The sequence below is a fragment of the Pseudoalteromonas sp. US3C1004 genome, from assembly GCF_048401065.1.
Classification (GTDB): domain Bacteria; phylum Pseudomonadota; class Gammaproteobacteria; order Enterobacterales; family Alteromonadaceae; genus Pseudoalteromonas; species Pseudoalteromonas undina.
On record NZ_CP183073.1, the window covers coordinates 2,971,109 to 2,985,006 of the forward strand.

12 protein-coding genes are annotated in these 13,898 nt (G+C 41.2%); 6 read left to right on the plus strand and 6 right to left on the minus strand.

Annotated features, from left to right (window positions below; all coding sequences use genetic code 11):
- The first annotated feature begins 65 nt into the window (after positions 1-65).
- Entirely contained in the window at positions 66-2,108 is a 2,043-nt protein-coding gene (locus tag ACNSN3_RS13885) for a glycoside hydrolase family 97 protein (protein WP_054202835.1), read from the plus strand.
- A 60-nt stretch (positions 2,109-2,168) separates the two neighbouring features.
- On the opposite strand, the gene envZ is transcribed toward ACNSN3_RS13885, so the two are convergent.
- Positions 2,169-3,482: a two-component system sensor histidine kinase EnvZ gene (gene envZ, locus ACNSN3_RS13890; protein WP_054202834.1), complete on the minus strand. Its 1,314-nt coding sequence runs from the start codon at positions 3,480-3,482 to the stop codon at positions 2,169-2,171.
- A gap of 5 nt (positions 3,483-3,487) precedes the next feature.
- Positions 3,488-4,207 carry a two-component system response regulator OmpR gene (ompR, locus tag ACNSN3_RS13895; RefSeq protein WP_008109519.1) on the minus strand — a complete coding sequence of 240 codons (720 nt, stop codon included), beginning with the start codon at positions 4,205-4,207 and terminating at the stop codon, positions 3,488-3,490.
- A gap of 183 nt (positions 4,208-4,390) precedes the next feature.
- Here ompR and greB point away from each other — a divergent pair, with 183 nt between their 5' ends.
- The 4 genes from greB (at position 4,391) to ACNSN3_RS13915 (ending at position 8,414) form a co-directional block, all read left to right on the plus strand.
- On the plus strand, positions 4,391-4,864 hold the full coding sequence (gene greB / locus ACNSN3_RS13900) for a transcription elongation factor GreB (protein WP_054202862.1): 474 nt from the start codon (positions 4,391-4,393) through the stop codon (positions 4,862-4,864).
- Positions 4,865-4,988: 124 nt separating this feature from the next.
- Positions 4,989-5,294 (plus strand): hypothetical protein, encoded by a 306-nt coding sequence (locus ACNSN3_RS13905; protein WP_010392429.1) that lies wholly within the window; start codon positions 4,989-4,991, stop codon positions 5,292-5,294.
- A 60-nt stretch (positions 5,295-5,354) separates the two neighbouring features.
- Positions 5,355-5,933 carry a CBS domain-containing protein gene (locus ACNSN3_RS13910; RefSeq protein WP_010392427.1) on the plus strand — a complete coding sequence of 193 codons (579 nt, stop codon included), beginning with the start codon at positions 5,355-5,357 and terminating at the stop codon, positions 5,931-5,933.
- Between the two features lie 156 nt (positions 5,934-6,089).
- Positions 6,090-8,414 carry a Tex family protein gene (locus ACNSN3_RS13915; protein ID WP_054202833.1) on the plus strand — a complete coding sequence of 775 codons (2,325 nt, stop codon included), beginning with the start codon at positions 6,090-6,092 and terminating at the stop codon, positions 8,412-8,414.
- Between the two features lie 62 nt (positions 8,415-8,476).
- On the opposite strand, the gene ACNSN3_RS13920 is transcribed toward ACNSN3_RS13915, so the two are convergent.
- The 3 genes from ACNSN3_RS13920 to bioH all read right to left on the minus strand — a co-directional run bounded on the left by ACNSN3_RS13920 (position 8,477) and on the right by bioH (position 10,479).
- Positions 8,477-9,334, minus strand: coding sequence for a putative metalloprotease CJM1_0395 family protein (locus ACNSN3_RS13920; protein ID WP_010392423.1), 858 nt, complete (start codon positions 9,332-9,334; stop codon positions 8,477-8,479).
- 6 nt (positions 9,335-9,340) lie between these two features.
- Entirely contained in the window at positions 9,341-9,649 is a 309-nt protein-coding gene (locus tag ACNSN3_RS13925; protein ID WP_008112879.1) for a hypothetical protein, read from the minus strand.
- A 92-nt stretch (positions 9,650-9,741) separates the two neighbouring features.
- Positions 9,742-10,479 carry a pimeloyl-ACP methyl ester esterase BioH gene (gene bioH, locus ACNSN3_RS13930; RefSeq protein WP_054202832.1) on the minus strand — a complete coding sequence of 246 codons (738 nt, stop codon included), beginning with the start codon at positions 10,477-10,479 and terminating at the stop codon, positions 9,742-9,744.
- A gap of 75 nt (positions 10,480-10,554) precedes the next feature.
- Between bioH and ACNSN3_RS13935 the strand changes: the two genes are divergently transcribed.
- Complete coding sequence (locus ACNSN3_RS13935) at positions 10,555-11,232, plus strand: ComF family protein (protein ID WP_054202831.1); 678 nt, start codon at positions 10,555-10,557, stop codon at positions 11,230-11,232.
- Between the two features lie 6 nt (positions 11,233-11,238).
- Here ACNSN3_RS13935 and ACNSN3_RS13940 read toward each other — a convergent pair whose 3' ends face one another.
- Entirely contained in the window at positions 11,239-13,788 is a 2,550-nt protein-coding gene (locus ACNSN3_RS13940) for a M14 metallopeptidase family protein (RefSeq protein WP_198527848.1), read from the minus strand.
- Positions 13,789-13,898: the final 110 nt, after the last annotated feature.

The following is a 13,898-nucleotide window of genomic DNA, read 5'->3' on the forward strand; positions in this document are numbered from 1 at the left end:
TATCTCGTAATAGTGTGTTCATCACTTTATGCTCATAACCTACGGTTTGACATCAAGGACACACAATGAGATTACCTTTACTACTAGTTGCTTTACTTGCAAGCAGTGCTTTTGCAAAAGAAGCCACGCTGAAATCACCTGATCAAAAAATTAAAATTACCATTTCTGATCAATCATCATCCCCTCATTACTCTATTAGCTTTAATGGTAAGCCTGTTATTGAGCAGTCAAGCTTAGGTTTTAGGTTTAAAAGCCAAGCACCATTTGATGACGGCTTTGTTATTAGTGAAGTAACTCGTTCACAAACCGATAGCCAATGGCAGCAACCTTGGGGAGAGCGTCAAACCGTTGTTGATAAGCACAATGAAATTGCTGTTACCTTCAATAAACCTGCGCCCCACGCTGGCACATACACTGTACGATTTAAAGCCTTTGATAGTGGTGTAGGTTTTCGCTATGAAGTCCCTAAGCAAGCCGATTTTGAAAAAACTGAAATTACTAAAGAACTGACCGAATTTGCTATTGCCGCAAAAGATAAAACCACCGCATGGTGGATACCTGCTCGCGGTTGGAACCGTTATGAATATGTCTATAACACTACAGACTTACAAGATGCTGCACTTGTTCATACCCCTTTTACCTTTAAAAATGGTAACGGTGTACATGTCAGCATTCATGAAGCAGCTCTGGTAGATTATGCAGGGATGGTGCTTAACCAGCGTCGCCCAGGTACGTTTAGTGCCGATTTAACACCGTGGTCTGATGGCATTGCGGTTAAGAAGCGCGGCGCATTCAATACTCCTTGGCGCACCATTCAAATAGGTGAGCGAGCGATAGACTTAGTTAATTCAGATATTATTTTAAACCTGAATGAGCCAAATAAACTCAGTGATGTGTCGTGGGTTAAACCAGGTAAATATGTAGGTATTTGGTGGGGAATGCACATCAATGAAACAACTTGGGGCAGTGGAGAAAAACACGGTGCCACCACAAAAAATACTAAATACTATATGGACTTTGCCGCTGAGTATGGCTTTGACGGCGTATTAGTTGAAGGTTGGAACACAGGTTGGGATGGCGACTGGTTTTATAATGGTGATGTATTTAGCTTTACTCAGCCTTATGACGATTTCGATATTGCAGCGCTTACACAGTACGGTAAAGAAAAAGGGGTGCAGTTAATTGGTCATCATGAAACCTCTGGCAATGTTAGTAATTATCGCGACCAAATGGAAGATGCTTTTGCGCTTTACGAAAAATCAAATGTAAGCCAAATAAAAACTGGTTATGTGGCCGATGGTGGCAATATAAAACGCATAGATGAAAACGGCATTGCCCGCTTTGAATGGCATGACGGCCAATTTATGGTAAATGAATACTTACATAACATTAAACTTGCCGCTAAATACAAGCTAAGCATCAACACACATGAACCAATAAAAGATACGGGTCTGCGCCGCACTTACCCTAACTGGATTGCCCGTGAAGGTGCGCGTGGTCAAGAGTTTAACGCATGGGGCACACCACCCAATCCACCAGAACACATTCCCATGCTTGCCTTTACGCGTATGCTGGCAGGACCAATGGACTTTACCCCTGGTATTTTTGATATGAGCTTTAATGGCTTAGGGGGCGATACAAATCGCCCACAAACAACACTAGCAAAGCAATTAGCATTGTATGTAGTAATGTACAGCCCAATTCAAATGGCGGCCGATTTACCACGGAATTATTTAGCTAAACCCGATGCTTTTCAGTTCATTCAAGACGTACCGACCGATTGGCAGCAAAGTATTGCGCTTGATGGCGAAGTAGGCGATTTTATTGTATTTGCACGCAAAGAGCGCAAGCGCGATAACTATTCAGGGAACGATTGGTACTTAGGTGCAGTTACCGACGAAAATGCCCGCACCATTGAGATTAAACTCGACTTTTTAGATAAAGATAAACAGTTTGAAGCGCAAATCTACCAAGACGGTAAAAACGCTGAATGGAAGAACAATCCTTATGATTTAAGCATTGAAAAACGCACTGTTACCGCAAGCGATAAGCTAACATTAAAATTGGCCACCAGTGGCGGTACAGCCATTCGTTTTAAAGCCCTCTAGTAGTTAATCTGAACTCTAGATAATAAATTAACGCTATCTGCAACCATGCAGATAGCGTTATTAGCTTGGATTAGTAACCTTTATCGGTAGGTATATTTGCGCACTTAAACCACCTTCAGGGCGATTAGAGAGCACCACCTTGCCGCCATGCATATCGATAATACGCTTAATAATTGCAAGGCCTAGGCCGCTACCTTCACTACCGCGAGCTGCATCACCTTGTTTAAACGGTTCAAATACTGACTCCAACTCGCTTTCAGGAATACCCGGACCACTATCGTTAACCGCAATAACCACATATTTTTTATTGGAATTAAAATAACTGAGTACTTCAATATCACCCTCTGAGTAGCGTAGTGCATTTTCTATCATATTGGTCACTACTCGCTTAATCGCGACACTACTTATGGGAATTTTTCCAATATTAGGATTCGGTTTAAACGTGATCGCACGTTGATGCTTAAGCTCACTTTGTACGACTTCACCAAGGAGCGCATTAATATCTTCGCAGGTTTGTTCTTCACGTTTATGATGGCGTAAATATTCGATAAATTGATCGATAATGCCATTCATATCTTCAATATCGTAAATAATGCCTTCACGTAAATAATCATCTTCATCAACCATCATTTCTGTGGCTAAACGAATACGCGTAAGCGGTGTGCGTAAATCATGAGAAACACCGGCCATAAGTAATCGACGGTCGTTTTCAAGGGCAGCAATACCTCGCGACATTTGATTAAAGGCGCGCGTTACCTCAATAACCTCACTCGACCCTTGCTCTTGTAACTTGGTACTAAAGTCGCCTACCCCTACTTTTATCGCAGCTTGTTGTAATGCTTTTAGTGGTCGGTTCAAATGCCTGGCAAATAACCAACCTCCTAGTACACTTAAAAAGCCGATACTAGAAAGATAAAAGGTTAAAAACTCAAGGTTACTTTCTTTAAATCCGGTGAGCGGCACTTTGACCCAATAACCCGGCGCCTGCGGGGCTTCTACCCAATAAATAAGCGGATCAGTTTGACTAATGCGCACCCGAGAAAAGCCATTTAATTGCTCAGACATACTACGCGATAGCCCAGAATACTCACGACTTTGGCCTAAACCATTACGCATAGCTTCACGCTGAGTCATTACTTCAATGCCGGTTATTTCAAAAAACTTCTCAGAGACTTCATCGGTGACTTCAACGCCATCTTCCCAATCAATAAACACGGTTTTAATTTGCTTAGCCAGCATTAAATTAACTTGTTCAATGGTGGGTTTAACTACATATAAACTTACCGTGACGTAGGAAACTATTTGGTTAATAAGCAGCAAAGCGGCAACCAAAAATACGGTTTGTCCAAACGCACTACGCGGAAACATTCCCATAATGATTACTTTTCACCGTCAGGAACAAATACATAACCTAAACCCCATACCGTTTGAATATAGCGTGGGTTAGCGGCATCGACTTCGATCATTCTACGAAGACGTGATACTTGAACATCAATACTGCGCTCAAGCGCACTGTAGTCTCGCCCTCTAGCTAAGTTCATTAATTTATCACGACTTAATGGCTCACGCGGGTGAGACACTAACGCTTTTAACACCGCAAATTCACCACTAGTGAGTGACACCGTGTTATCGCCTTCACTCATTTCCCGGGTGGCTAAATTTAGGGTAAATTTACCAAACGCAATTAAGTTCTCCTGCGCTGAAGGCGCCCCTGGTACTTCTTTTGATTGGCGACGTAAAATAGCTTTTATACGTGCTAATAGCTCGCGAGGGTTAAACGGTTTCGGAATATAGTCGTCAGCGCCGAGTTCTAGGCCTATAATGCGGTCTACTTCATCACCTTTGGCGGTCAGCATAACAATAGGAATTTGGTTTTCTTTTTGGCGTAAACGTCTACAAATAGAAAGCCCATCTTCGCCGGGCAGCATTAAATCAAGCACCATTAGGTGAAAGTTTTCACGCTCAATTAGTCTATCCATTTGCTCCGAATCAGCAGCTGTTCTCACAATAAACCCTTGCTCTACCAAGTAGCGTTCCAGCAAACTGCGTAAACGTTTATCGTCATCAACCACCAATACTTTTACTGTCTCTTGTCCCATAATCTGTTGCTTATTTTTATAATTTATTAATCGTTAATATAAATGAAAAACTTAATAATAAAAAACTAATTAAGTGCTTAGATTGTTACTGAACATTTCAAATTCATTGATAGCTATTTTATCTCGACAAGCTGCCTTTATTTTAATACCTTGCCACTCATGAAGATTAAACAAGAACTCAGCGTGAAAACAAACTTAATTACTCGCGAAGGTTATTTACAATTGCAGCAAGAACATGATCATCTTTGGAATGAAAAACGTCCAGAAGTGACTAAAATTGTGAGTTGGGCTGCCAGCCTAGGTGATCGCTCTGAAAACGCAGACTATCAGTACAACAAACGTTTACTTCGCCAAATTGACCGTCGTGTACGCTATTTACGAAAACGCATTCCCGATTTAAAAATTGTTGACTACTCACCTGTACAAGACGGCAAAGTTTTTTTTGGTGCTTGGGTAGAAATAGAAAACGAGGCCGGTGAGTGTAAAAATTTTAGAATTGTCGGCCCCGATGAAATTTATGATCGCAACGACTATATTTCTATCGATTCACCAATGGCGCGAGCGCTATTAAAAAAACAAGTAGACGATGATTTTGAAGTAATAACTCCTCAAGGCGCTAAGCAGTGGTTCGTAAATAACATTACCTATCAAAAATGACAGCGCTTAGTTTTGATTCAGATCATATTAACTTTTTATTGTTTATATTATCTGAGTAAGCTATAACTAAAGTTACTCAAGTAATGTTGTATTAACTTGAGAGTAGTTAATTAAGGTCATCATTATGTCAAACATAACAGCGCGCATATTACAAAATGCCCTCGTGTTTGCACTCTTCATGAGTGTGAGTTTGACATTGCATGGTGCACCTAAAAATAACAAACTTGATGCTGGTTTTGCTCCAGCTGAATTTATTGTTTGTGACTCCCCTGACCAAGCAAACCTCGACACCGATTTAGATTCTCATGTTGGTGTTATTGCGCTTAGAGAAATCCAACCACTTCCTTTAGCGTTTTTCTTTCATTATGAAAGTCGATTTTTAGCCACTGCCTACAGTCATGCAAACCCGCGAGCGCCACCCGTTATTTAATTTAATAACTTGCTTTTAAACATTATTAAATTTGTATAACTATTTATTTAGGTGGATATTATGTCTAACTTTAAAGAACTCCGTACCCAAGATATTTCTCATGGCACTATTGCTGATACTTTTACTAATGAGGCTGTGATCGATTTAACCTCTCCAGCAACACGTATAGTAACTAGCTTTACTCAAACAAGTCCTATGCGCGCAGCGTTTGATACAACCATTGAACAAGCATCAAAACAACTAAATACTCAGCCTTCTGATTTTATTTTAGTAACTGATGAGCATCAAAAGCTAATTGGTATTGTCGCAAGTGCAGATTTACAAAGCTCAAAAATCATGATTTTATCGCAGCGTTTAGGCTTGCCTCGTAGTGAAATTAGCTTACGCTATTTAATGACACCGCTGAGTAACTTAATGGGTGTAAGTATGAAAAGCTTAAGCTACTCATGTATCGGTGATGCACTGCAAACTATGGAACATCATGGTGCTATGTTTATATTAGTTACTGCGGCTAATAATGAAATAAGTGGTTTAATTTCAGCACGCGATATAGCACGTAAGCTGCAAATTCCTGTTCATATTAGCCCAATAGCGCACACATTTAGTGAAGTACTCGAAAGTGTAGAGCACCCTCACTAAATCCGCTTTTTATTGCCCCAGCAATGGCATCTTAAAGCAAGTAAAATAGCTTGCTTTAAGAGCTTTTTATTACCCTCCCCTGTGATATTATTCAAGACATTGACGCATCAGTTAACTTTTTAGCTGGTCTTATTTTTTGTATTAAAAGGTTTTTGCATGAGCGATATCTCTGCACGTTTAGCAACGGAGCTAAATGCACAGCAGCAACAAGTGGTTGCAGCAACAAAGTTACTTGATGAAGGCGCAACCGTCCCCTTTATTGCCCGTTACAGAAAAGAAGTGACCGGTGGATTAGATGACACCCAACTACGCCTTCTAGAACAACGTTTATCTTATTTACGTGAACTTGAAGAGCGTCGTGGCTTTATCCTGTCGACGATAGAATCACAAAATAAGCTTAGTGCTGAATTAGCGGCTGATATTAAAGCTGCACAAAGTAAAACCGAACTAGAAGACTTATATTTGCCTTATAAAGCAAAGCGCCGCACTAAAGGTCAAATAGCTATTGAAGCTGGTTTAGAACCACTAGCTGATGCGTTATTTAACGATCCAATGCTTGACCCAGACGCTGAGGCTGCAAAATTTATTAATGCCGAAAAAGCGATTGTCGATACTAAAGCAGCGCTTGATGGTGCTAAGTTTATTTTGATGGAGCGCTTTGCTGAAGACGCTAAATTACTCGCTAAATTTAGAAGTCATATTAGTCAAAATGGAGCGATTGAAAGTAAACTTATTGATGGCCAAGAACAAGCGGGGGCTAAATACCGAGACTACTTTGAACATCAAGAACCATTAAAAAAAGTCCCCTCGCATCGAGCATTAGCCATGCTAAGAGCACGTAACGAAGGTATTTTACAGTTAACTATTAATCCTGAGCCTAACGCTGAAAACCCAGCGCAATTGTGTGCACAGATGATCAGCGATCATTACCGCCTAGATATTAAAAACAAACCTGCCAGCGCTTGGTTATTAACTGTAGTGCAATGGGCGTGGAAAATTAAGCTTGGATTACATTTAGAAAATGAATTTTTAGCCGCAATGCGTGAAAAAGCCGAAACCGGTGCCATTGATGTATTTGCTAAAAACTTAAAAGACTTATTAATGGCAGCCCCTGCTGGCCCTCGCACTACGTTAGGCTTAGATCCTGGTTTACGTACCGGTTGTAAAATTGCCGTGGTTGATAGCACAGGTAAGCTGCTTGCTACCCAAACGATTTTCCCACATGCACCACAAAATCATTGGGATAAATCATTACGCACGCTCGAGCAATTATGTCGCCAGCATAAAGTTGAGCTCATTGCGATTGGTAACGGTACCGCTTCTCGCGAATCAGATAAACTAGTTGGCGAGCTTATCAAAGCCAATACTGAGCTTAAACTAAATAAAATCATGGTCAGTGAGGCCGGCGCTTCGGTTTACTCCGCTTCTGAGTTCGCTGCTAATGAATTTCCAAATTTAGATGTATCTTTACGTGGTGCCGTATCTATTGCACGTCGCCTTCAAGATCCATTGGCTGAGCTGGTTAAAATAGAGCCTAAGTCTATTGGTGTAGGCCAATATCAACATGATGTATCACAAAGCCAACTAGGACAAAGCCTAATCTCAGTGGTAGAAGACTGTGTAAACAGTGTGGGTGTTGATTTAAATATGGCTTCTGTACCTTTGCTTGCACGTGTTTCTGGTTTAAACAAAACCTTAGCGCAAAATATTGTAAGCTACCGTGATACAAATGGGTCATTTACAAAACGTAGTCAATTGAAAAAAGTAGAGCGCTTAGGGCCAAAAGCATTTGAACAAGCAGCTGGCTTTTTACGCATTAACAATGGCAGCGATCCACTAGATAACTCATCAGTTCACCCTGAAGCATACCCTATCGTTAAGCGTATTTGTGAGCACAACCAGGTAGACGTAAATAACCTCATTGGTAACAAAGAGTTTTTAAATAAGCTCGCTGCAAATGACTATATTGACGATAAATTTGGTCTGCCTACCGTGACCGATATTATTAGCGAACTTGATAAGCCGGGTCGCGATCCACGCCCTGAATTTAAAACCGCTGAATTTAAAGCAGGCGTTGAAAAAATTAGTGATTTAAAACCAGGCATGATTTTAGAAGGCGTGGTATCGAACGTAGCTAATTTTGGCGCATTTGTGGATGTTGGTGTCCATCAAGATGGACTAGTGCATATTTCGGCTATTACTAATAAGTTTATTTCAGACCCACGAGAAGTGGTTAAAGCTGGTGACATTGTTAAAGTGAAAGTGGTTGAGGTTGACGCTGCACGTAAACGTATTAGCTTTACCATGCGCCTAGATGACGAGATAGACACTAGCAATAAAGCTGCCCCTGCGGCGGTGCAAAAGCCACGTGGCAACAATGCAAACCAATCGCGAGCGCCCAAACCTAAGCGCGATACAGGCAATGCCATGATGGGAAATGCGTTTGCTGATGCCTTTGCCAATGCGAAAGTGAAAAAATAAAATGACCCCATAAAAAAACCGCTTAGGCGGTTTTTTTATGGCTATTAAATATAAGGTTTAGTTTAAATTTGTGCTGAGAATTGGCTTTGAGTCGCAGGTGATGTGGCCAGTTGATAAAAACTAGCAATGCGCCCAGCACGCGCTTCTACTTCAACATCACGCGATTGCTCTTCGCTTTTAGCAGTTTTTACTTCTGAACTTTCACTGTTAGAAAACGACGCACTGACTCTGCTTTTATCTTCGCTGCTATCTTCGTCATCAGCTGAAGCTAACTCAGCTTGTGCTGCGGCTATCTTTTGAGTGGCATCTGCCGCAATTGCCCTATCGGCACCTGAAGGCTCAGCCGGCGCGAGTGCTGCAGCACGTACCGTTTGCATTTTATCAATAGTTGCTTGAGGGTCGCCATTGATAACCCCAACATCTATCGGTACTTCACCACCTACCGCATAGTTAGTACCATCGGGCCCTCTTTGATATTCGTAGCTAGGAGAGCCCGCATATTGTCCACCCACAGCGGCATGCGCTTGCTCATGTGTTCGTACTTCAGTGTCGCGCGCTTTAAGTTCTTTAATTTGCTGTAATTCTTGCTCAAGTTGCAGCTCTTCTTGCTCACTAACTTCTTCTGCAGCTTGTTGTTTTTCTTGCTCGGCATTATCTTGATCGCTATCTGCATTGCCTTCGCGTTGCGCAATCGTTTTATCGTCTGCAATTTTGCCACTCGCATTGTAGGTTGAGCTGTCGCTATTTCCTGGCAGTTTGGCTTTTTCTGCATCACTTTGAGCTTTGTTTTCGGTGCTACCAGCGGTGTTCGCAGCGGCTGGGGGAATGACTTCACGTAGCTGGTTGTCACGCCGAGCAGTCTCCGTATAAACATTTGCGGTGTTTATATTAATAGACGGAAACGGCGTGACGATATTCATGAGAAATTACACTTTAATATCAACTAAAGTGCCTAATACGTCATCTGCAGTTTGGATAGATTGCGTATTTGCCTTAGCATTAAACTCTTCAACTTTTAAGTTTACTAACGCATCATCAATTCGTGCAGGTTGAGATACTGGCGCGGTGACTGCTTCTTCAGGGCGAGCGGCCGTTAATTGACGTTGCTGCGCTAGTTGAGAGTCGTCTTGCTGCTCTATGCTGGCACGATTAATCTCAGCGCTGGCTTTTTCAATTCCTTGACTGGCTCTATTAAACCCTTCAACACCACTATTGAATACAGATCCTATTGGCATAATAATAAACCTCCAGCAAATAAATATCGTTTAATTATCGCTCAAAAATCACGCAAAATAAAGCTTTAAACCGCAGTAATCATGGCTTTGCTTCAAAGCATTGATTTAACGGCAGATAAAAATTCACTTTTATGAGAAATAAAAGGCGCATGTGATGCTTTGTCTATCACTTCGTACTCAAAGTCAGCATTAAGTGCCACCATTTTCTCAATGGCCCGATAAGGAACGAGAGAGTCTAAGCGCCCAAAAATGCCGCGAATAGTCACTGGGCATTGAGCAAATAATTCGCGTAAGTCTTCATTTTGCAGTATGTCTAGCCCTGCACTTAAAGCCTCGTTATTCGGGGGCGGTGACTGACTCAATAACTGCTTTAACTGTTTTACATCATCGCGAGCCGACTCACTGCCCATTGCCTGAATTGCCAAAAAGCGCTCTATCGTTTTTGAACGCTCTTGCAACAACTGCTCTTTGAACTGTTTTAATACTTTAGGCTTAATGCCAGCCCATGGTAATTGCTCTGCAAAAAAGGGCGTTGAGGCAACTAAAATGACTTTTGATACTTTTTCTGGCCAATGTTTGGCAATATAAATAGCAAACAACCCACCTAAAGACCACCCCATTAGTACCGATTGTGGCTTTAACTGCTCACTCACCGGCTTTGCAGCATCGTGTAATGTATATGGGCTTAAAGAGGCGTTATTATCACCATAACCGGGTAAATCCAAACAGCGCACTTTACCTGAATATAAAAACTCTAATTCTGGTTTTATTAACTGCCACACACCTTGGCTCATTCCCCAACCATGTAACAACACACATTCATTTTGCATATTTGCCTAACCTTAACCAAACTTGAGTTCTATGATAGCGCTTTAAAAGGAGTTTGTAATGAGGATCATCAGCGAATGAAACTCAGCCTAAGTGATTGGCTATTCCCCTCTTACTGTGTGTTATGTCAAAGTCAGATTCATAGCTCAATGGGACTGTGTCAATTTTGTTTAGATGACTTGCCATTGCTAGATTTGGCCGAGCATGACAATTTATTTTACCGCCCTGATATTGTAGAAATGTTTCCTAACTGCAACTTTGAAAAGCTGTTTGCCTGTGCTTTTTACCAGCCCCCTTTTGATTTATGGTTAAAGCAGCTTAAATTTAATAATCAAATCCATTATAAAAAAGCACTACAGCAAGTCATAAAAAAACAACTTAGGGTTTTTATGACTAAACACTCTGTCGCTGTTGATGCATTTATAATTTTACCTTTACATAAAGCGCGCTTTTTAACGCGTGGATTTAATCAGGTAACCCAAGTATGGCAGCCCTGCTTGGCGTCAAATAAGGTGTTAAATAATGCGTTACTTCGCCATAAACACACCTCGGCACAATCACAATTAAGCAAAGCCAAAAGGGTCAAAAATTTACAGCAGGCTTTTTCATGCACGATTAATTTAGAGGGAAAAACGGTAGTAATTATCGATGATATTATGACTACAGGAGCAACTCTTAATGCAGCCACCTTATCGTTAAAAGAAGCCGGCGCTAAACACGTATGGGCATTTACCACGTGCTTAACGCCACTTTAGGGCGTGTTAGTTTCCACTCACGCGAAAGGTGTGACCAAAAAATAAAGCATTACTTAATAATCGGCTGGTACCATACCAGTACCCTCTAAATACAGGGTTATCTGTCATCGCAATAACACTACCTCGACCATAAGAGTGTGCCATTAACGCTGCCCCACCAGCCACTTGCTCTACATTTATTGCATCAGTAAAACCAGCAAGTAGCGGCTGCTGTGTATAGGTAAGTATATTTACAAATGGTGCTTGCGAGGCTTCAAGTAGCCAAGTACTATTTTTAAATACGGGTAGTGTGTCACGCTTAAATGAAAACATTAGTGGGTGAGTTGTATCTACCTTGGTATTAAATATCGCACCTGCAATACGCTGACGACCTGCTAGATGGTCTTTGTCTGCATACTTTAAACCTTGAGTATCAAATGCACTAGCCACATCTCTACGCGATAAGTAGCTTGCTTTTAATAGCTGTTGATCGGCTAAAAACTTAGCTCCGCCTTTGTGTCCCCAAATAACACCACCTTTCCTTACCCAGCTTTTTATAGCAACTTTATCGGAATCAGATAAAGTAGAATAATTACCATGTGGCAACACAATATGGCTGTAATTACTGAGCTCTAAAGACGCTAAACGATTCATTTCAACAATGGTTGGCGCTACACCCACAAAACGGTCTAGGTAGTACCACACTTCACCCGCTTCATATTGGCTCACGCCTTTACCACCAACCAATAACACCTTAGGTGCAGAAACCACAGCCATAGAGCGAGACCCTAAATCAGCACCTTTACTAGTTAAACCGGTAGTAATTGGTTTAACTTCAATCCCAAACTGGCTTTGTGCTTGGTTTAACTTTGTCACCCAGTTGGTGTCAGTTTGAAGTCCTGCAGGAATAATAATACTACCTGCGTCAAAGTTTACTTCTGCATTGGTTGATACTGCTGTTAATGGTTTTAATGCAACACGAGCTTTAATGCCTTGCTGTAACAGACTATTGAGCATTTTGGGAGCTTGCATGTCATTCCATGCAAATCCATAGGCGTAATTTTTAGTCAGTGACGCTAACTCTGGCTGCTTTGGTTTTTGCCAAGCTGTTTTTTCTACCTCTAATCCCCAGCGGCTGTTTACTTTAGCAAATGGTAAATTAAACGCATGCGCTAATGTCCAACCCGACACATCGTAAAAGGTGTTATCGGCAAAGTTTTGTTGCTCACTAAAAATAGCTTTAACTAATCGATATTGTGGTTGCGCAAGCGGCACAAAATAACTATTAGCGGTAAAGTTTTTACCTTCAGCTTTTAGCCCTTCTTTCACTGGGTAGGCATTAATTTGATGTTGTTTAAGTATGCTTAAAAAATCGTTAGTACGGGTATGATCTTCATCTGCTTGAACAATATAGCCCTGATAGTCTTCATCTTTGGCAAGCTCAACTGCTTTGTTATAAAAGTTAGCTTGGTACTCTAGCAAAGCTTGGCGGTTATCAATCGCCGCTTTAAACGTTGATAAGCTCGTTAACAGTTGGTTTTTAATCGTAAACGCAAAAGTTAGCGGGCCATTGATCGTTTCTTGAATATGGCCACGAGAACTTGCTTGTTCAAATAAAATACCCACACCACCATTTACATCGGGGTAGGTAGAGCCTTTACCATAATAAAAGTCATCAAAGCTTTCTTCGGTGAAGTATAACGCGTTGTTTTCATCTAATGTTTTAGCGTGATAATTTGCAATCGCTTTAGTTAGACTTACATTTTCTTCAGGGGTAATTGGGTGTTTACGACTTGGGATACCCGGTTGAAAAAAGTAGCTACTATTTGGCCCCATTTCATGAAAGTCAGTTAAAATATTAGGCTTCCAATAATGAAACTTAGCAATCCTTGCGCGCGACTCTGGGTGCTGTAACAGCAACCAATCACGGTTTAAATCAAACCAATAATGGTTTGTTCGACTGCTTGGCCAGCTCTCTACATGCTCTCGGGTTTGCGGATCTGACGATAAGTTCATTCCACGATTACTATTAGCCCAATTTGCGAAACGTGCTAAGCCGTCAGGGTTAAGCGACGGGTCGAGTAAAATAACCGTGTTGTTAAGTAGCTCATTTATTTCATCCCCTTGCGCTGCCGCTAAATAATAAGCGACTAGTAAAGCTGCATTACTACCTGATGATTCATTCCCATGAACACTGTAACCCATCCATACAACACTTGGCTGCTCCGCTGTTTTATTGTTTGAATTATTTAGGCGAGCTAAGTGCGCTTGGCGAGTTTTTTCTATATTTTTTAATTTGTTAGCCGCAGTAATCGTTAGCATAACTAACGGGCGCTGCTCATGAGTACGACCTATTACTTCAAAATTAATTCGATCGCTTTTTTGAGCTAAAATTTCCATGTAGCGAACAAGTTGGTCATGTCTCACATGCCACTCACCCACTTGATAACCCAGCACCTCTTGTGGTGTTGGTATGGTAGAATCGAATTCAACCTGTTGCTCAAAATAATAAGACAGGGGCTTTGCCATACTTGAAAAACTGACCAGCACCACCATTATTGTTAATATGAAGCGCATATAAATCACTCTAAAAATGTTTGTTAATTGCACGCTACCATTGCTTAAAATAGATGCCAACTTTTTACGCTCAACACTAGCCGCAACACGATGAGCGGAGTATGATATGC